18 protein-coding genes are annotated in these 17,609 nt (G+C 33.5%); 5 read left to right on the forward strand and 13 right to left on the reverse strand.

The window, feature by feature from the left end; translation table 11 throughout:
• Nucleotides 1-143: 143 nt before the first annotated feature.
• The gene (locus ASE21_RS10385) at nt 144-2,012 is read left to right on the forward strand and encodes an alpha-amylase family protein (protein ID WP_057122592.1); all 1,869 of its coding nucleotides are present in this window, start codon (nt 144-146) and stop codon (nt 2,010-2,012) included.
• Between the two features lie 62 nt (nt 2,013-2,074).
• Here ASE21_RS10385 and ASE21_RS10390 read toward each other — a convergent pair whose 3' ends face one another.
• The 8 genes from ASE21_RS10390 to rsfS form a co-directional block, all read right to left on the reverse strand.
• Complete coding sequence (locus tag ASE21_RS10390) at nt 2,075-3,133, reverse strand: glycoside hydrolase family 130 protein (protein WP_057122593.1); 1,059 nt, start codon at nt 3,131-3,133, stop codon at nt 2,075-2,077.
• Nucleotides 3,134-3,206: 73 nt separating this feature from the next.
• Complete coding sequence (locus ASE21_RS10395) at nt 3,207-3,989, reverse strand: superoxide dismutase (protein WP_057122594.1); 783 nt, start codon at nt 3,987-3,989, stop codon at nt 3,207-3,209.
• Nucleotides 3,990-3,998: 9 nt separating this feature from the next.
• Nucleotides 3,999-4,268, reverse strand: a complete 270-nt coding sequence (locus tag ASE21_RS10400) for an acyl-CoA-binding protein (protein ID WP_057122595.1) — start codon at nt 4,266-4,268, stop codon at nt 3,999-4,001.
• A complete protein-coding gene (locus tag ASE21_RS10405) occupies nt 4,269-4,922 on the reverse strand; it encodes a phosphatidylserine decarboxylase family protein (protein WP_057122596.1) in 654 nt (217 codons plus the stop codon). It abuts the gene before it with no gap.
• Nucleotides 4,912-5,802, reverse strand: coding sequence for a phosphatidate cytidylyltransferase (locus tag ASE21_RS10410; protein ID WP_057122597.1), 891 nt, complete (start codon nt 5,800-5,802; stop codon nt 4,912-4,914). Before ASE21_RS10410 ends, ASE21_RS10405 begins: the two co-directional genes overlap by 11 nt.
• Nucleotide 5,803: 1 nt before the next feature.
• Nucleotides 5,804-6,409 (reverse strand): lactate utilization protein B/C, encoded by a 606-nt coding sequence (locus tag ASE21_RS10415; protein WP_057122598.1) that lies wholly within the window; start codon nt 6,407-6,409, stop codon nt 5,804-5,806.
• Between the two features lie 116 nt (nt 6,410-6,525).
• Nucleotides 6,526-8,451: an ATP-dependent zinc metalloprotease FtsH gene (gene ftsH / locus ASE21_RS10420; RefSeq protein ID WP_057122599.1), complete on the reverse strand. Its 1,926-nt coding sequence runs from the start codon at nt 8,449-8,451 to the stop codon at nt 6,526-6,528.
• Nucleotides 8,452-8,468: 17 nt separating this feature from the next.
• Nucleotides 8,469-8,840 carry a ribosome silencing factor gene (rsfS, locus tag ASE21_RS10425; protein ID WP_012024667.1) on the reverse strand — a complete coding sequence of 124 codons (372 nt, stop codon included), beginning with the start codon at nt 8,838-8,840 and terminating at the stop codon, nt 8,469-8,471.
• Between the two features lie 92 nt (nt 8,841-8,932).
• Here rsfS and ASE21_RS10430 point away from each other — a divergent pair, with 92 nt between their 5' ends.
• Nucleotides 8,933-9,661, forward strand: coding sequence for a biotin--[acetyl-CoA-carboxylase] ligase (locus ASE21_RS10430; protein ID WP_057122600.1), 729 nt, complete (start codon nt 8,933-8,935; stop codon nt 9,659-9,661).
• A gap of 148 nt (nt 9,662-9,809) precedes the next feature.
• On the opposite strand, the gene ASE21_RS10435 is transcribed toward ASE21_RS10430, so the two are convergent.
• Nucleotides 9,810-10,202 (reverse strand): hypothetical protein, encoded by a 393-nt coding sequence (locus ASE21_RS10435; protein WP_057122601.1) that lies wholly within the window; start codon nt 10,200-10,202, stop codon nt 9,810-9,812.
• A gap of 123 nt (nt 10,203-10,325) precedes the next feature.
• Nucleotides 10,326-10,970 carry an orotate phosphoribosyltransferase gene (gene pyrE, locus ASE21_RS10440; protein WP_057122602.1) on the reverse strand — a complete coding sequence of 215 codons (645 nt, stop codon included), beginning with the start codon at nt 10,968-10,970 and terminating at the stop codon, nt 10,326-10,328.
• A 7-nt stretch (nt 10,971-10,977) separates the two neighbouring features.
• On the opposite strand from pyrE, the gene ASE21_RS10445 reads away from it, so the two are divergent.
• The gene (locus ASE21_RS10445) at nt 10,978-11,586 is read left to right on the forward strand and encodes an NUDIX hydrolase (protein ID WP_057122603.1); all 609 of its coding nucleotides are present in this window, start codon (nt 10,978-10,980) and stop codon (nt 11,584-11,586) included.
• Nucleotides 11,587-11,782: 196 nt separating this feature from the next.
• On the opposite strand, the gene ASE21_RS10450 is transcribed toward ASE21_RS10445, so the two are convergent.
• From ASE21_RS10450 to ASE21_RS10460, 3 genes are all read right to left on the reverse strand, one after another.
• Nucleotides 11,783-12,901 carry a DUF4236 domain-containing protein gene (locus ASE21_RS10450; protein WP_057122604.1) on the reverse strand — a complete coding sequence of 373 codons (1,119 nt, stop codon included), beginning with the start codon at nt 12,899-12,901 and terminating at the stop codon, nt 11,783-11,785.
• Between the two features lie 129 nt (nt 12,902-13,030).
• Nucleotides 13,031-13,366, reverse strand: coding sequence for a cyclic-phosphate processing receiver domain-containing protein (locus ASE21_RS10455; protein ID WP_057122605.1), 336 nt, complete (start codon nt 13,364-13,366; stop codon nt 13,031-13,033).
• A gap of 262 nt (nt 13,367-13,628) precedes the next feature.
• Nucleotides 13,629-15,356, reverse strand: coding sequence for a M14 family metallopeptidase (locus ASE21_RS10460; RefSeq protein ID WP_057122606.1), 1,728 nt, complete (start codon nt 15,354-15,356; stop codon nt 13,629-13,631).
• 225 nt (nt 15,357-15,581) lie between these two features.
• Between ASE21_RS10460 and ASE21_RS10465 the strand changes: the two genes are divergently transcribed.
• Together ASE21_RS10465 and ASE21_RS10470 are read left to right on the forward strand one after the other, a co-directional pair.
• On the forward strand, nt 15,582-16,943 hold the full coding sequence (locus ASE21_RS10465; RefSeq protein WP_057122607.1) for a DEAD/DEAH box helicase: 1,362 nt from the start codon (nt 15,582-15,584) through the stop codon (nt 16,941-16,943).
• A gap of 177 nt (nt 16,944-17,120) precedes the next feature.
• A complete protein-coding gene (locus ASE21_RS10470; RefSeq protein WP_057122608.1) occupies nt 17,121-17,567 on the forward strand; it encodes a hypothetical protein in 447 nt (148 codons plus the stop codon).
• The last annotated feature ends 42 nt before the right edge of the window (nt 17,568-17,609 follow it).

Consider the following 17,609-nt stretch of genomic DNA (forward strand, 5'->3'; position numbering starts at 1 on the left):
TCTTTCGTTGTAGTTGACAATAACATCATAGTAAAATAACAAATTTAAAGCGGCTTATGCCGGGTTTTAAAAAATAAACTAAATTTAGAAATTGGATTTAAATTGTTATTCCAAAAAAATCTGATGCGTTTATATTTAAAACTATGATAAAAAGTAAATTTGTTGCCGCGGGAATGGCCGCTGCAATGTTGTTTTCGGGCTGCAAAACAAAAGATTTAAAAATGAGTGAAGTAAAAAAAGAGGATTCAAAAGATCATAAAATTGTTGTATACCAAGTTTTTACACGTTTATTCGGTAATAAAAATAAAACCAATAAACCATGGGGAACGATCGAAGAAAACGGTGTTGGAAAATTTAATGATTTTACAGATAAAGCACTTCACGAAATAAAAGATTTAGGTGTAACTTATATTTGGTACACCGGAGTACCTCATCATGCTTTGGTTCGTGATTATACCGCTTACGGAATTTCTAACGATGATCCGGAGGTGGTAAAAGGCCGTGCAGGTTCGCCATATGCCGTAAAAGACTATTACAATGTAAATCCTGATTTGGCCGTAAATCCGGCAAACAGACTGCAGGAATTTGAAGATTTGATCGCGCGTACACACAAAGCCGGATTAAAATTGATTATTGATATTGTTCCAAATCATATTGCACGAAAATATGAAGGAAAGAATAATCCTGAAGGTGTAAAAGATTTTGGGGCCGATGATGATGTAAACGTAGAATACAAAAGGGATAATAATTTCTATTATATTCCAAATTCACACTTTGAAATTCCGGATGGGGATATTCCATTAAATGGAGAAAAAAATGAACTCGTGGATGGCGTTTTTGATGAAAATCCCGCAAAATGGACAGGAAACGGATCGCGAAAAGTAAAACCGGATCAAAATGACTGGTATGAAACTGTAAAGGTAAATTATGGTATTCGTCCGGATGGTTCAAAAGATTTTCCGGAACTTCCGGCTGGTTTTGATCAAAAGTCTTATCAGGAGCATTTTATCTTCTGGCAGGACAAAGATATTCCGGATTCCTGGAAAAAGTTTAAAGATATTGCTATTTACTGGACAGCAAAAGGAGTGGACGGTTTTCGTTACGATATGGCAGAAATGGTTCCGTATGAATTTTGGAGTTATATGAACTCAGCCATTAAAACGAAAAATCCGGATGCTTTTTTATTGGCAGAAGTTTATAACCCAAATGAATACAGAAATTATATTCGTCTAGGAAAAATGGATTATTTGTATGATAAGGTAGAAACGTACGATAAATTAAAAGATATTATTCGTGGAAAATCATCGCCAGATGACTTATCAAATATCCAAAACGGAATGGTGGATATCGAACATCATATGCTCCATTTTTTAGATAATCACGATGAGCAGCGATTAGCATCTCCGGAATTTGCAGGAACTCCGGAACGTGGAAAACCTTTAATGGTTGTTTCGGCCACAATAAGCACTTCTCCAACGATGATTTATTTTGGGCAGGAAGTAGGAGAAGCAGGAAATGAAGATGCAGGTTTTGGAAAGCGTTCGAGAACATCAATTTTTGATTATATTGGAGTTCCCAATCATCAGCGCTGGATGAATGAAGGTAAATTTGATGGTGGCCAGTTATCTGAATCTGAAAAAGAACTTCGGGATTTTTATAAACGCCTGTTGAATTTTACAATCAAAAGCAAGGCATTAACTGGAAGTTTTGCAGAAATTCAATCGGTTAATAGACAAAATCATAATTATGACCCTTTATTGTATTCCTTTGTCCGCTGGTCATCAAACCAAAAATTAATTGTAATTACTAATTTTTCTTCTGAAAGAGAAAGTGAAATTGAATTAAAAATTCCTGCAGAAATAATTTCAAAATGGAATTTAAAAGAAGGTTCCTATGTTTTGGTTGATCAGTTGTATCAAAAGAGTAAAACATATCTATATGTTAAAAATGGGGAAGGAGCTGCACAAATTAAAATAAAACCTTCTGAATCATTTATTTATGAAGTAAATTAATTTACTCAAAAATACATAATAAACTTGTTTAGAATAGCCGAAGCTTTCTAAACAAGTTTTTTTTAAATCTCTTTTAAAAGGGAAAGAATTTCTTTGATAGAAAATGAAGCACCACAGACAAATTCATCAGAAGCACCGTAATAAACGGTCAAAGTATCTCCATCCGGTTCCATAATATGACCGTTGGTAAAAACGACATTTCCAAAAAAACCGCTTAATTCATAATCAGTTTGAGGAAACATAATAGGATCTACAGTTCTGGAGATTACTTTTGAAGGATCTTCCAAATCCAATAAAAAAGCACCTAAGCAATATTGATGAGATTCATTTGCGCCGTGATAAATTTCAAGCCAGCCTTTTTCTGTCTTTACAGGTGCTGCACCTGCGCCGACTCTTTTACTGTCCCAGCTGTCTTTTCTGGTTTTAATGATGCATTTATGATTTCCCCAGTGAATCCCGTCGGGAGATGATGCAATCCAGATATAATTTCCGCCAATGTCTACGCTGCTTGGACGATGCAGCGCATAAAATTTCCCGTTTATTTTTTCTTCAAAAATAGCGCAGTCTTTATTATGCGGAGGAAATATCATGCCGTGTTTATCAAAATTTATCCAGTCTGTTGTGGTGCGCATTCCAACACCAACGCCATTGTCTGAAACAGAAGTAAAGGTCAAATAATATTTTCCTTCGATTAAAGAAACACGACAGTCTTCAATTCCAAAAGTTTCCAGTATTCCTTCACCAACCAAATAGGCATAATTTTCTGGTTCGTAAAAATGCTTTCCATCTTCACTGCATAATAATCTGATATGGGATAGCGTAGTAAGATAATCAATACCCTGATAATTTATCACACGGGCGTCTGTTGCAAATAGTTCAGGATGATCTTTTAAAATTTCAATGATTTGAATAGCACCTGTATGAGTAAGTACAGGAAACGAAATAATATTTTCTATTTGCTTTGGTCTTTCGGCGACCCTGACCGCCAGCCAGATTTTATTTTGAAATTGAAATACACCGGGATTAAGAAGACATGTTATTTCCAGGCCTTCTATACTTGGCGGTAAATCTGATGGTGATAATAATGGATTCTCTATAAAACGATTTGCAATGTCTTTCATGTTTTTAAGGTATCTAGTGTTACCCTTAAGGTATAAAAAAAAGCTGACAGATTTTTTATCTGTCAGCTTTTTTTTATACTTTCTTGACCTTCTTGAGGGCTTCGACGTAATATTCGTTTACTTTTTCCCAGTTTATATGTTCATAAAAAGCATCGATATAACTTCCTTTCCTATTTTGATAATCCAGATAATAAGCATGTTCCCAAAGATCAATACCTAGAATTGGAGTTCCCGGAATTAAAGCATTTTTCATTAACGGATTATCCTGATCTTCAGTTGTTGTGATTTGCAGTTTGCCATATCTGTCTACTACTAACCAAACCCATCCAGAACCAAATTGTTTCTCGGCCTGACCCTTAAACTGTGTGGTGAGATTCTTAAACGATCCAAATTCCTTATCTATAGAACTGGCAAGAGTATCTTTTGGAGTCTGCTCTTTTGGAGTCAAAACATTAAAATAAAGCGTGTGATTGTAATATCCGCCTGCATTCTGACGAAGATTTGCATTGCTGAGATCTATCTTTTTTAAAATATCCTCAATAGGCATATTTTCAAATTCGGTAGAAACAATTGCTTTATTAAAATTGTTGGTGTATGATAAATAGTGTTTAGAATAATGCGTTTCTAAAGTCAGCGATCGTAATGCAGGACTTAATCCGTCGTAAGCAAAAGGCAGTTTGGTAAGTTCAAATGAACCCGGGTCTGCTTTTACATCATTTGGAGATCCAATGGTGATTTTTTCTTCTTTAGTTGGCAGTGGGACTTCTACAACTTCAGTCAGCTTATTGTTATCGTTACAGGAAAATAATACAAAAAATGAAGCTAAAATGCTGAAACGAACAATGTTATTCTTCATAATATTAATTTATTTTGATGTTAGTGAATTAATGATTTCAATATAATTCTCCTTTGCTTCATCTGTTGATAAATGGCTGATCTGCATCCAGGCATTCGTTTTAAAAGCATTTCTCAAATCAAAATTCTCAGACTGATTATAAACGGCAGTTCCAAAAGTGGCTTGCTTATAAAATGCATAAAGTCTTAGCTGCACATCTTGCGGCAGTGAGGCCTGAGTCATTTTCATTGCAGTTTCTACAGCCTTATTGAAGCGTGTATCTAAATCTTTTTCTGCCATTTAAGCTTTTGTAGCAATAATAGTTTTTCCTCCAATTGCTTTTTGGTCTAAAACCACATTAATTGGTGTACCTAAAGGTAAAAATAAATCAACTCTCGATCCAAATTTAATAAAACCGGCATCAGTACCCTGAATAACCTGCATTCCTTCCTGAGCATAATTTACAATCCTGCGCGCCAGAGCGCCAGCAATTTGTCTGTAAAGGATAGCTCCAAAAGTATCATTTTCGATCACTACAGTTGTTCTTTCGTTTTCTTCACTAGCTTTTGGGTGCCATGCCACCAAAAACTTTCCAGGATGATATTTGCTGAATTTTATAATTCCGTCCATAGCATAACGCGTAACGTGAACATTGATAGGTGACATAAAAATAGAAACCTGCAGGCGTTTATCTTTAAAGTATTCACCTTCATATACTTCTTCAATAACCACAACTTTTCCGTCAACCGGAGCAAGAATGTGATCACTATTTCTAACAGCGATTCTTTTAGGATTTCTAAAAAATTGCAGAATAATAATCAAAATTATAACCGCTGCAAATTGTACAAGCATTCTCAGCCAGGCAATATCAATGAATTTATCAGCAATTAAAAGTACTGCTACTGTAAAAACAGAACCTAATAAAATAGACGGGCCACCTTCTTTATGAAACATAATATAAAATTTGATAAAATAAAAATATAATTGGTGCTACAAATATAACACTATCTAATCGATCTAAGATACCTCCGTGTCCCGGCATAATCGAACCACTGTCCTTGATGCCTGCAATTCTTTTAAATTTGGATTCGATCAAGTCACCGATTGTCCCAAAAATGCTGACAATTAAAGCAATGATAGTCCATATTAAAATAGATTTACCGCTAAAAGCCGGATTAGGCTGAATATAAAATTTCGAGATTAAAAATCCTGCAAAAGCTGCGAAAACCATTCCGCCTAAAAAACCTTCGATTGTTTTTTTAGGAGAAACACGTTCAAATAATTTATGTTTACCCATTGATTTTCCAATCAAATAGGCAAAAGTATCGTTTGTCCAGATCAGGATAAATAAGCCAATGATAATTTTTGGATTATAATCGTTAGTTCCAAAGGAAATTTTTACAATAAAAATAAAAGGAAGTGTTATATATCCCAAAAGATATAAATATTTGGAAGATATACTTACTTTTTGAACAGAATCGTAAAACAAAAAAATGATGCATTTAACAGATACAACCAGTGTAATTGCTAAAAGTACTAAATCTAACTGCTGAATATTGGTTTCTAAATCGAGATTTGATTTAAAAATACTGTTGAGATAATTGGTAGTTTGTTTGTTGTAATGGCTGACAAGTATTACGCTTGTATATAATAATGTCCCAAATAAAATTGAAAAGATTTTATTAAGATTTACAATATTTGAAAACTCATAAATTGTAATAATTAAAAAAATACCAAAAAGAATAATAAAGCTTTCAGTAGAAAACAAGATTGACGTTAACAACAGAGCAATATAAACAGCACCAGAAATGGTTCTTTTAAGCGTTTCGTTCATCTTAAAGATCTTCTAAGAGCAATAAATACAGATTTTTTGCAACACTCCCATATTGAGTAAAATCTTCTTCTTTTGCCTTTTCGAAATATTTTATTGTGGTGATATTAGTTGGATAATCTCTTTCGTATTTACGTTTAATGGCACTTAAACCATCGCTTTTCATTGGAAGTATCTGACTTGTTGTGGCAAGAATTACAATATTTGCCGGTAAATCGTTTGGTTTGTTTTGTCTGATTTGTTTTGAAGAAAACAAAATAGAACCTTCATCTGCAATTAAATTTTCGCAGCTTGCTAATAAAAATTTAGGTTTTGAAGGTGCAATATAAAATAATTTATTCTCCTCTAATAAATGAAAAAGAGCTGGTTCATAACATAAAACTTCACTTTCAAACCAGTCATTTTCTTCTAAAATATTTTCGAATTGTTCTGAAACTTCCTGACTGTTTTCACAATACAAAAATTTTCCGCCATTTTTCTTGAAGTTGAAAATGAATTGTTCGTCAAGAGACAAATGACTATTCGGGGCAGGAGTTCCTGCGTATTCACTTTCGTGTTCTTCGTCAGAAGCAGATTCGCCGGAACCAAATATTTTTTTGAAAAAATTCATTTTTTATATGAAATACTTTACATGTTAATTGAAAACGTTCAAAGATAAAAAAATCTTAATTCAAAAGCCTGTTTTGAATTAAGATTTTAAAAAATTATTACGTATTTCGTAATTATTTAAGAAACGACCTCTTCTAAATTTTTGTCCCAGGTACGTTTTCCGAAAATTGCTTCAAGATCATCTTTAAAGATTACTTCCTTTTCGATTAATATGTCGGCAAGCTGATTTAACTTGTCTTTGTTTTCTTCAAGAATTTGAATTGCTCTTTCGTATTGACCTTCAATTAATTCTGAAATTTCTGCATCAATAATTTTTGCTGTTTCGTCAGAATAAGGTTTTGAGAAATTATATTCACTCTGACCTGTTGAATCGTAATAAGTAACATTTCCTATTTTTTCATTCAAACCATAAATTGTTACCATAGCACGAGCCTGACGTGTCACTTTTTCCAAATCACTTAATGCACCGGTCGAAATTCTGTCAAAAGTTACTTTTTCTGCAGCTCTTCCGCCCATAGTTGCACACATTTCGTCTAACATTTGATCTGTTCTTACGATTTGCCTTTCTTCTGGTAAATACCATGCAGCACCTAAACTCTGACCACGAGGAACAATGGTTACTTTAATAAGCGGAGCAGCATGCTCTAGCATCCAGCTTACTGTAGCGTGACCCGCTTCGTGTATTGCAATAGCTCTTTTCTCTTCTGGAGTAATGATTTTGTTTTTCTTTTCAAGACCTCCGATAATTCTGTCAACCGCATCAAGGAAATCTTGTCTGTCAACAGCAGTTTTATTATTACGCGCTGCAATTAATGCTGCTTCGTTACAAACATTTGCAATATCGGCACCAGAGAATCCCGGAGTTTGTTTTGCTAAGAAATCAAGATCAAGCCCTTCAACTTTTTTAATAGGAGCTAAGTGAACTTTAAAGATTTCAGCTCTTTCTCTAATATCTGGTAAATCAACAAAAATTTGTCTGTCAAAACGTCCTGCACGCATTAAAGCTTTATCAAGAACGTCGGCTCTGTTGGTGGCAGCCAAAACAATTACGTTAGAGTTTGTACCAAAACCATCCATTTCTGTCAATAATTGGTTCAGGGTGTTTTCTCTTTCGTCGTTTCCGCCAGACATATTGCTTTTTCCTCTTGCTCTACCAACTGCATCAATTTCATCGATAAAAATGATAGCAGGAGATTTTTCTTTTGCCTGTTTGAATAAGTCACGTACACGGGATGCACCAACTCCTACGAACATTTCTACGAAATCAGAACCTGATAAAGAGAAAAAAGGAACCTGAGCTTCGCCCGCAACAGCTTTTGCCAGTAATGTTTTACCAGTTCCCGGAGGTCCTACAAGTAAAGCTCCTTTTGGAATTTTACCTCCAAGATTGGTGTATTTTTCAGGATTTTTAAGAAATTCTACAATTTCCTGTATTTCTTCTTTTGCTCCTTCTAAACCTGCAACATCTTTAAAAGTAGTTTTGATATCTGTTTTTTCATCAAAAAGTTTTGCTTTAGATTTTCCGATATTGAAAATCTGTCCGCCTCCGCCAGCGCCTCCGCCAGACATTTTACGCATGATGAAAATCCATACACCAATAATGATGATGATAGGAAGTAAGCTGATTAGAATATCGCTCCAGTTATTTTTTTGAAGAAAATTGAAATCTTTTAGTTTGCCTTCGCCAACAGCTTTTTCAAGTTTAGTCTGAAAGATTTGGTCGTTACCAATCTCTAAAGTATAATGCGGCCCTTTATTAGGGTTTTTAAAAATATCTTTAGATACCTTTTCATTTGCCGGATCTTTAAGAGCGGCAGTAGTAAGGTATACCTCAGCTTCTGCTTTATTATAAACGATTACTTTTTCAATTTGTCCTTTTTCTAATAAGGTATTGAATTTAGAAGAAGTCAATTGAGCAGGTTCGCTTAAATTAGATCCTCCGGTTGCAAAACTTATAAATAAAAAAACCAAAAGTATTGCGGTATATATTAACCAGGGACTTATTTTAAATTTACTCGGATTTGGATTATTATCTTTAGCCATTTAGAAAAATTTTTCTTTTAGTATTTGTTTTCGATTGTAGTTATTTTGGCGTCACCCCAAAGGCTCTCGATATTATAGTATTCACGAATGTGTTTTTGGAAAACATGTACCACAATATGCACATAATCCATAAGAACCCATTCTGCATTATCGGTTCCTTCTACGTGCCAAGGTTTGTCTTTTAAGTCTTTAGATACTGTTTTTTGAATTGAGTTTACTATGGCGTTAACTTGGGTATTAGAGCTACCGTTGCAAATGACAAAATAGTCACAAACCGCTGTGTCTATATCTCTTAAGTCAAGAATGTCAATATCATTTCCTTTTACTTCCTCAATCCCTTTGATTATGTTCGCCAGTAGAACATCATTATTAATAGTCTTTTTCGCCATGAATTATTTTATATGAATTTGTAAAGTTACCAAATTTTGTGATTATTTTTGAACCTTAACAAAATATTAAATTAAGATATTTAAATTATTTAATGAAACTAATCAAACTCGATGCCATAGATTCTACAAATGATTTCCTAAAATCAATGTCAAGTCAGGATGAACTGGATAATTTTACAGTGGTAACGGCTGAAAATCAGACAAAAGGCAAGGGGCAAATGGGAGCAAAGTGGAACTCTGAAAAGGGTAAAAACTTAATTATGAGTATCTTGGTTAAGGATTTTCTGTTTGATAATCAAGAAGTTTTTAATCTTAGTATTGTAGTTTCCCTGGCGGTTTTAGAAACTCTAAAATCGTTAAATATTCCTGATTTATGCATAAAATGGCCAAACGACATTATGTCATACAACAAAAAGATTGGTGGCATATTAATTGAAAATACTCTCAAAAGTGATGGCAGGATCGTGTCAGTTGTCGGGATTGGCTTAAATATCAATCAGACAAATTTTGATGAACTGCCGCGTGGTTCTTCATTGGCAGTCATTTCAGGAAAAACTTTTAATATAAATAATCTAACTCTGTTAATAGCCGAGAAAATACAAGAAAAAACAGCATTGTGGGAAACATCTTCTTCTGTTTTTTGGGAAGATTATTTTAATTCCTTATTCAGAAAGGGCATTCCAACTCCCTTTAAAAATCTTCAGGACAAGAATTTTATGGGAATCATTCAGGGAGTTTCAGAACAGGGAAAATTGCAGGTTTTGTTAGAAGACGATTCTATTGCCGAATATGAAATAAAAGAAATTCAGATGCTTTATTAAAGCTACTAAGGCTCTAAGTTACTAAAATTCTAAGATTTATTTAGAAACGCATTTTGTCATTTCTCCTTTTGGTGGAAATGAGAAGAAATAATAAAGCCCGATTTTCATCGGGCTTTATTTATAATTCACAATTAATAATTAACCATTATTAAAGTTTATTCATATTGTTTGCTAAAGTTTCGATAAACTTGCTAATTGGGCCTTTAATCATCATTGCCATCATAGCGTTAAATTCACCTTCAAAAAACAATTGAACTGCGCTTTCTGAATCAGAAATGCTCTCAATATTTGAAGTTAAAGTAAACGGAAGTTTATCACTTGCGGCACCTAAAACAATTTTGTTTGGAGCCGTTTTGTCTTTCATTTTAAGTTTGATTTCCGGCATGCCTTTCAATCCAAAAATAAAAGCGTCTTCGCCTGTAACTTCAAATTTAGCGATGTTATCCGGCATTAATTTTTCAAAATTCTTTACATCAGTCAATTGATCGAATAAATCCTGTGCTGATTTCTGAACAGTAACTTTTGGACTTTCTAAGTTCATATAGTGTTTATTTGTTTTTTATTTAATAAAATTCCAATCTTTAAATCCCAAATTCCAAAAGAGCAAAGCGATTTTAAAAAATCTAAAATCTAAAATCTAAAATCTAAAATCTAAAATCTAAAATTATTCCTGCCCCCAGGTCGATGGGCTAACGCTCCATTCTTGTAAGGTAGATTGCTGGTCTTCTGTAATATATTGCTTTTGAACTGCCAAATCTAATAAGTTTTCGTAGTTACTTAATGTAAACAAATCCACATTAGCTTTTTTGAAATTTTCCTCTGCAACGCCAAATCCATAGGTAAAAATGGCAGCCATACCTTTAATATTGGCGCCTTCATTACGTAAAGCTTCAACGGCAAGTAAACTGCTGTTTCCTGTGCTGATTAAATCTTCAACAACTACAACATTTTGTCCTTTTTGCAAAAAACCTTCAACCTGATTTTGTCTTCCGTGTTTTTTTGGTTCCGGACGAACATAAACAAACGGAAGTCCAAGACTTTCGGCCACAAGAATTCCAACTCCAATGGCTCCAGTGGCAACACCGGCAATAACATCAGGTTTTCCAAATTGTTTTTCAATGTTCTTGGCAAACTCATCCCGAACGTAGTTTCGGATGATAGGAAATGAAAGAATTAACCTATTATCGCAATAAATAGGAGATTTCCAACCAGAAGCCCATGTAAAAGGATTTTCGGGATTCAATTTAATTGCATTTATTTGCAAAAGCAATTCGGCTGTTTTTTCGGCTGTATCTTTATTAAAAATCATAGTACAAATGTATAAAGTTTTTGTGAACGACAAACCACTTTTTTTGACAAATGAAATCTCAAAGGAAACAGATTTTCAATTGTTCTTGTTGGAGAGTATTGATATTGAACAGCTTATAGTTAAAATTTTTCAAAATAAAATTCAAAAAGCTATTTTATATCATCCCGACGAAAGTGAAATTATGAAAACCCTTAAAGCCAAAATTCCGGTAAACAAAGCCGGCGGAGGTTTTGTTTATAATAAAAAAGGCGAGGTTTTATTCATTTTTAGAAACGGAAAATGGGATTTGCCAAAAGGCGGAATCGAAAAAGGGGAAGATATTGAAACCACCGCAATGCGTGAAGTAGAGGAAGAAACCGGCGTAAATAAATTACGGATTACCAACAAACTTCAAAAAACATATCACGTTTTTAAACGCAACGGAAAATACAAACTTAAAATCACGCATTGGTTCGAAATGCAGTCTGATTTTGAAGGAACTCCGCAGGGACAAATCGAAGAAGGCATAGAAAAGGTAGCCTGGCTAAATCCGGAACAAATTAAAGAAGCGCTTAAAAACTCTTATGAAAATATTAAGCTCTTATTTGCAGAAGAAGTAAAAGTCAAAGCAGATTAAAAAACTTAGAATCTTAGTATCTCAGAATCTTAAAATTCAGGGCGTGCCAGTATTTACAAAAAGACCCAATCAACTTTGCGTTCATCGGGTCTTTTTGTAAATACTGTCGGGCTTTCGCCGCTACTTCGGTAGCTTGGCTCTATCCCTCACGCGGAGCTTCACTTTACTTGGTACCTCGATTCAAAAAAAATAGGATTTAATTAAGAATTTTTAAAGATCTAATGGTTGCTTGGTATTCTCTAAAAGCTTTACCAAATTCCTCAGTTGCCTCATAATTGCTAAATTCATATTCTTCGTTTAATCCTGTATTTGTTTTAAGTTTAATTTCTCCATAGCGTACAACAGGAATCTGATAGTTTCCTTTAAATCTCTTATCTGGAGTGCCATTTTTATTAACTTTTGCCCAAGTTTTATCAATTACTTTAGAGTCTTTTGGAACAAATCCAGTTTCTGTAAATCTGACATAACTCTGGTTAAAAATGATTTCATCAATTCCAATCAGGGCAAAATTAGAATTGTTTGAATACATGACGATGAAACTAGGATAAAAATATAAATCTCCACCATTTGCATTTTGAAAATACAAAGCATTAAAGTCTGACTTTATATCAGGAAGCGATTTTAAAGCAAATCTAACATCTCTCTTATTTACTAAAGTACTGGCAGAAGACCTAGCAACAACTCTATCTTGATAATGTGCACTTGTGACATCCCAAATTTTTTGTGAAAAGGTTAGTTTTTTAAATGCTTCTAAAAGAATTTCATATTGTTCCATGATTTCAGGATCAAATTCTATATCAAGTCTGACAAAACTGTTTTCTATTTGCTCATTTGTCTGTTTTATGGCTTCTTTTTTTGCCTCAATATCTATTTTTATATTTTCGGGAATATTTTTTTTAACCAATCCGTAAACTAAAAAATAGCTTAAACCAAGTTTTAGTTTTGAAGAATTTAATGATTTATGAATCTTTAATAAATCTTTTTTCAGGTCTTTTTTTTGTTGATTGGCTAAAATAATTGCTTCTTTAATTCCTTGCATATTCTGACTTGTGATTTCATGAATATCGGAACTGAAAATATTGTCAGAAAGTGCTAAAGGTTCATAAATTTGTGGTTTTGTATTGTTTTCAGAAGCAGATAATTTATACCTATTGTAAATTCCTAAAACAGGTACAGTTGTATTTAAATAATTTCCTGATTTTCCAAAAGTTATGCTAGCGCCTTTAACTCCAATCGAAGTACTGATACCACTTTTGCTTAAATTTAAATGAACCCCTGGTATAACTTTAATACGTTTACGAAAACTCCAAGCCATATTTTTTATTTTTTAAATTAATGAATATTCAAAAATAAAAACATGTAAAGTGCGAAAATTACGGAAATCCATAATTGATTAATGCCTTGATTAAAAAACTCTTTAAGAAAGCATCTCACTCGTGGATTATTAACCTCTCAAATGTTTAATGTAGTTATCAAGAAGACTTTGAATCTGCTGACTTGCAACAGGATTTGCAGAATGTACATTGAATTTCAAATTTCTTAAATCAAGACCAGATTCGTAAACCAGCCATTTGGCACAAGCGTAGCCATCTTCTGCAACATTGTCATTCTCATCAAGACCTAAATCATTATCAAAACTAATTAATTCTGGAAGTCCTTTTTCGAGAATTACTTTTTTAAAATCATTGAAATTTCTAACGATAACAAAATTATCATTAGTAAGTTTTTTGTAAACCATGTTTACATCTCTGATATCATCAAGAAAAAGTTTGTATGACATTTTTAATTTTTAAAATTTATAGAATAATCTTGTCATTTCGACGAAGGAGAAATCTCCGTAAGTAGCTCCGCAATGTGAATTCAATCTTTGTCGAGCTTCTCGCGGAGATTTCTCCTTCGTCGAAATGACAAACTTTGGGTAAAAACTTTGGCAAAGTTCTACACCTAAAGCTTTGCGATCTTAGCGTTTTTTCAACTCAATCAAAATCAAAAAAAATCTTGGCGCACTTTGCGTTAAAAAATATCGGCAAAATAAAAAAAACTCAAAGCACACGATAAACAGGATATTGCAAATGTGCCTTTTCATAATAAACAGAATGTTTATAGATCCAATCCAACTGTGCTTCGGGATTTTTAGCAAAAGCGGCATCGGTTTGTTTTTTAGATTCTAATTCTGCTTTTAAAGCCGGGTTTTCTTTTAAAAGATTTGCGGCTGTATCTTCAAAAATATATTCAGAATAATGTTCTTTTTGCTGTAAAATCGCATCGAAGAAATTCCAGTTGAAAAATGAATCAACTCCTTCCGGTTCAAAAGCTTCTAAAAGATACTTTACACCTTTTTGATTAGTCGAAACGAAATAATCTCCTTTGGCGAAAGCCAATTTAACGATTTTAGAAGTTACCGTTGTATTTCTATGCAAATAATGCCCTTCGTAGGCAGAAGGAACAGTTTTAAAATCGGCAATTCTGTAACTTTCGACTTCAATAATAGTGTCGTTTTTCAGCTGTGAATATTGAATGTTATTATTTTTCAAAAGTTCAATAATGTTCCAATAACCACGCGGAATGATATAAGCAGATGGAATAACAACTTCTTTTTGTGATTTGAATTCTTTAATATACGGAACATCTTTTTTATAAGGCTTGCTTCGGTCGTAATACAAACGTTCGCCTGTGGTGGCTTCACTTTTTTTGTAACCTGCTTCGTAACCTAAGAAAGAAAATTTAGTTGTTTTGGTGATGTCCATTTCCCATTTTAAGGTATAGGATTTTTTAGGCTGATATTGTTCCAAGTTTTTGATACGCAGTTCTTTGATTTTCTGATAATTGGCATCGGTAAAATCCAAAGTCGATTTCATATATTCGTACGTCATTTTTACACGTTCGGCGTATTTTTTCAGCATGTGTGTTTCTACTACAAAACCAATTGTGTTAAATAACGAAGTATAGCCCGTCGTGTAGCGCGGACTGTCGACAAACTGCCCGAAACCTTTGTCCGGAGTATCTTTAAAAGAATCGACATACGGGGTAGTTTCGATTTTTTTGCTTTGCAAATCTTTTACCAAAGCCGGCATCATGACATCGTTCATATAATTGCCTAAAACCGTTCCGAGTTTGTTGTGCTGTGTCATAATATATGTCAGTTTGTATTGATAATCAGAACCATTGCTCACGTGATTATCGATAAAAACATCGGCATTTATTTTCTGGAAAATCTCAACAAAACTTTTGGTATCTCTGGTGTCCGATTTCATTAAATCACGGTTCAAATCGTAGTTTCTGGCATTACCTCTAAAACCGTAAACTTCTGGTCCGTCCTGATTGGCTCGCGTTGTAGAATTACGATTTAAAGCGCCGCCAATATTATAAACCGGAATCGTGACCAAAACTGTATTTTTTGGCGCTTTCAATTTTCCTGTTGCTAAATCTCTGTAAAACTGCATTGTTGCGTCGATTCCGTCCGGCTCTCCGGCGTGGATTCCGTTATTTACAAACAAAACAGCTTTGGTTTTCTGAATTTTATCAAAATCAAATTCTTTGTCAGGATTAAAAGTAATCATGTGCAATGGCTCGCCAGAATCTGTAAGTCCCATTTCTTTTATTTGAATCTTTGGAAAGTCATTTGCCAAAAGCTTAAAATAGCGAATAGTTTCATAATAATCTGCCGATTGATTTCCGTTTCCTTTCTCAAAAAAGGTATCATATTTTTTATTATTTTGAGCGAAAATGGAGATGGTAAAAAGGGAAATCAGAAGGGTAAAAAGTTTCATGGTTTTGGTTTTATCGGAAATCAAATATAGTTTTTTTGTTTTAAGTTTGATATGCTTTGTGGTTGTTTTTCCTCTCGCAGATTTGGCAGATTTCGTAGATTTTTTTTAAATACTTAATCTGCTCAATCTGCCAAATCTGCTAGAAATAAAATCTTTTTTCCTGAGGTTAAAAACTTGAAACAAAAGAAAACCTGAAACCTGAAACCTTTTAATTACTTTTGCAAAATGAATAAAAATCACCATTCCAACAATATACTTTCGAATTTAGGGATTCAGAGCCTGAATGAAATGCAGGAAACTGCACAAGATGTAATCTTAAATGATAATAATGTTTTACTGCTTTCGCCAACCGGATCAGGAAAAACACTGGCATTTTTGCTTCCTGTTTTAGAATTGTTACAGCCTGAAATTCTTTCTGTCCAATGCTTAATTTTGGTTCCGTCACGAGAACTTGGCCTTCAGATTGAACAGGTTTGGAAAAAAATGGGAACGCAGTACAAAGTAAACATTTGTTACGGCGGACACTCAATTGATACCGAAATAAAGAATTTAAGCAATCCGCCGGCAGTATTAATTGGAACTCCGGGAAGAATCGCCGATCATATTGACAGAGAAACTTTTAGAACAGATAAAATTCAGACTTTAATTTTAGATGAATTTGATAAATCGCTTCAGTTAGGTTTTCATGAACAAATGTCTTTTATCATTGGGAGATTGCCAAAAGTAAATAAAAGAGTATTAGTTTCTGCCACATCTGATATTGAAATTCCGAAATATACACGAGTTGTAAATCCAACTGTTTTAGATTTTATTCCCGAAGAAGAAGAAAAAACAAATCTTTCGATGAAAATGATTGTTTCGTCTTCTAAAGATAAATTAGAAAGTTTGTTCAACCTTATTTGTTCCTTAAAATCGCAGTCGGCTATTATTTTTTGCAACCATCGTGATGCTGCAGAACGTATCAGCGACACTCTAAACGAAAAAGGAATTTACGCGACTTATTATCATGGAGGAATGGATCAGGATGAACGTGAGCGCGCTTTGATTCAGTTTAGAAACGGAAGTATAAGTTACCTCATCACGACAGATCTTGCCGCACGGGGATTGGATATTCCGGAAATGAAACATGTAATTCATTATCATCTGCCTTTAAAAGAGGACGAATTTACGCATCGTAACGGGCGTACAGCACGTATGCAGGCAACGGGTACGGCTTATATTATTATTCATGAAAGTGAAAAACAACTGGATTACATTGATTATGAGATGGAAATCCTGGATGTAAAAAATGTAGTGAGTCTGCCAAAACCACCGGAATTTCAAACCATATATATTAGCGGAGGAAAAAAAACAAAATTAAATAAGTTTGATATAGTGGGTTTCTTTTCTCAAAAAGGAAAACTGGAAAAAGATGATTTAGGAATTATTGAAGTAAAAGATTTTGTTTCGTTTGCAGCTGTTAAATTTGGAAAGGTAAAAGAACTTTTGAAAAATATTAAAGACGAAAAAATGAAAGGGAAGAAGTTTAAAATTGAAGTTGCCCGAAATGTTATAAAGAAAGAAGAGGAGAAAAATAAGAAATTTTAGGCCTTTTAAGATAGTTGTAAAGAGTTAGAATTGTATTTATGTTTCTGTATATCAGTTTTTTATGATTTATCGAAGAACATTAACAATTTTGTGTTAAAAAAATAATGAATTGATAGCTGTTTTTTCAATATTTCTGTGTTTTTTTGTTGCAGTAAAATTGTAAACCCCAAATCCACTATGAAAAAGATTATTACCATTGCCATTTTGTTCTTTAGTTTTGTTTCGTTTGCACAAATTAAAGTTATTGAAACAGTTCCTGTAGAGAAATTAGGAAAAGTAAATAACAACTACATTCAGAAAATTGGAGACGAGTATACAGTGTACTACACTAGTATCTTAAACGATGATGATTCTTCGCCTTTGAGAAAATTTTCATTCAAAAATGTTAATAATGATTACACGAATCTTTATAACATTATTATAGGAGGTTTTACAGCGACTCCGTTGTATGACATTAAATTAGAATTACCAAACAACTACATTTGGTTACACTACACAGGAAATGTGGTGCCGGATAAAGCTACAGTTCAGTTTATGGTTTCAAGCAAAGACAGAGATGCTGCTACAAATAGTGTTTCTGAGCCATTAGTAAAAGATCAAATCAGTAAATTATTCCAAAAATAATTTGTTTTCAGAAATAAATAGAAAAAGCCGTTCAAAACTGAA

It is taken from the genome of Flavobacterium sp. Root901 (assembly GCF_001429765.1).
In the GTDB taxonomy this organism is placed as follows: domain Bacteria; phylum Bacteroidota; class Bacteroidia; order Flavobacteriales; family Flavobacteriaceae; genus Flavobacterium.

Bases quoted from the DNA above. Each gene is read 5' to 3' on its own strand.
- ASE21_RS10385 (WP_057122592.1), top strand. From the start codon at position 144: ATGATAAAAAGTAAATTTGTTGCCGCGGGAATGGCCGCTGCAATGTTG.
- ASE21_RS10390 (WP_057122593.1), bottom strand. From the start codon at position 3,133: ATGAAAGACATTGCAAATCGTTTTATAGAGAATCCATTATTATCACCA.
- ASE21_RS10395 (WP_057122594.1), bottom strand. From the start codon at position 3,989: ATGAAGAATAACATTGTTCGTTTCAGCATTTTAGCTTCATTTTTTGTA.
- ASE21_RS10400 (WP_057122595.1), bottom strand. From the start codon at position 4,268: ATGGCAGAAAAAGATTTAGATACACGCTTCAATAAGGCTGTAGAAACT.
- ASE21_RS10405 (WP_057122596.1), bottom strand. From the start codon at position 4,922: ATGTTTCATAAAGAAGGTGGCCCGTCTATTTTATTAGGTTCTGTTTTT.
- ASE21_RS10410 (WP_057122597.1), bottom strand. From the start codon at position 5,802: ATGAACGAAACGCTTAAAAGAACCATTTCTGGTGCTGTTTATATTGCT.
- ASE21_RS10415 (WP_057122598.1), bottom strand. From the start codon at position 6,409: ATGAATTTTTTCAAAAAAATATTTGGTTCCGGCGAATCTGCTTCTGAC.
- ftsH (WP_057122599.1), bottom strand. From the start codon at position 8,451: ATGGCTAAAGATAATAATCCAAATCCGAGTAAATTTAAAATAAGTCCC.
- rsfS (WP_012024667.1), bottom strand. From the start codon at position 8,840: ATGGCGAAAAAGACTATTAATAATGATGTTCTACTGGCGAACATAATC.
- ASE21_RS10430 (WP_057122600.1), top strand. From the start codon at position 8,933: ATGAAACTAATCAAACTCGATGCCATAGATTCTACAAATGATTTCCTA.
- ASE21_RS10435 (WP_057122601.1), bottom strand. From the start codon at position 10,202: ATGAACTTAGAAAGTCCAAAAGTTACTGTTCAGAAATCAGCACAGGAT.
- pyrE (WP_057122602.1), bottom strand. From the start codon at position 10,970: ATGATTTTTAATAAAGATACAGCCGAAAAAACAGCCGAATTGCTTTTG.
- ASE21_RS10445 (WP_057122603.1), top strand. From the start codon at position 10,978: ATGTATAAAGTTTTTGTGAACGACAAACCACTTTTTTTGACAAATGAA.
- ASE21_RS10450 (WP_057122604.1), bottom strand. From the start codon at position 12,901: ATGGCTTGGAGTTTTCGTAAACGTATTAAAGTTATACCAGGGGTTCAT.
- ASE21_RS10455 (WP_057122605.1), bottom strand. From the start codon at position 13,366: ATGTCATACAAACTTTTTCTTGATGATATCAGAGATGTAAACATGGTT.
- ASE21_RS10460 (WP_057122606.1), bottom strand. From the start codon at position 15,356: ATGAAACTTTTTACCCTTCTGATTTCCCTTTTTACCATCTCCATTTTC.
- ASE21_RS10465 (WP_057122607.1), top strand. From the start codon at position 15,582: ATGAATAAAAATCACCATTCCAACAATATACTTTCGAATTTAGGGATT.
- ASE21_RS10470 (WP_057122608.1), top strand. From the start codon at position 17,121: ATGAAAAAGATTATTACCATTGCCATTTTGTTCTTTAGTTTTGTTTCG.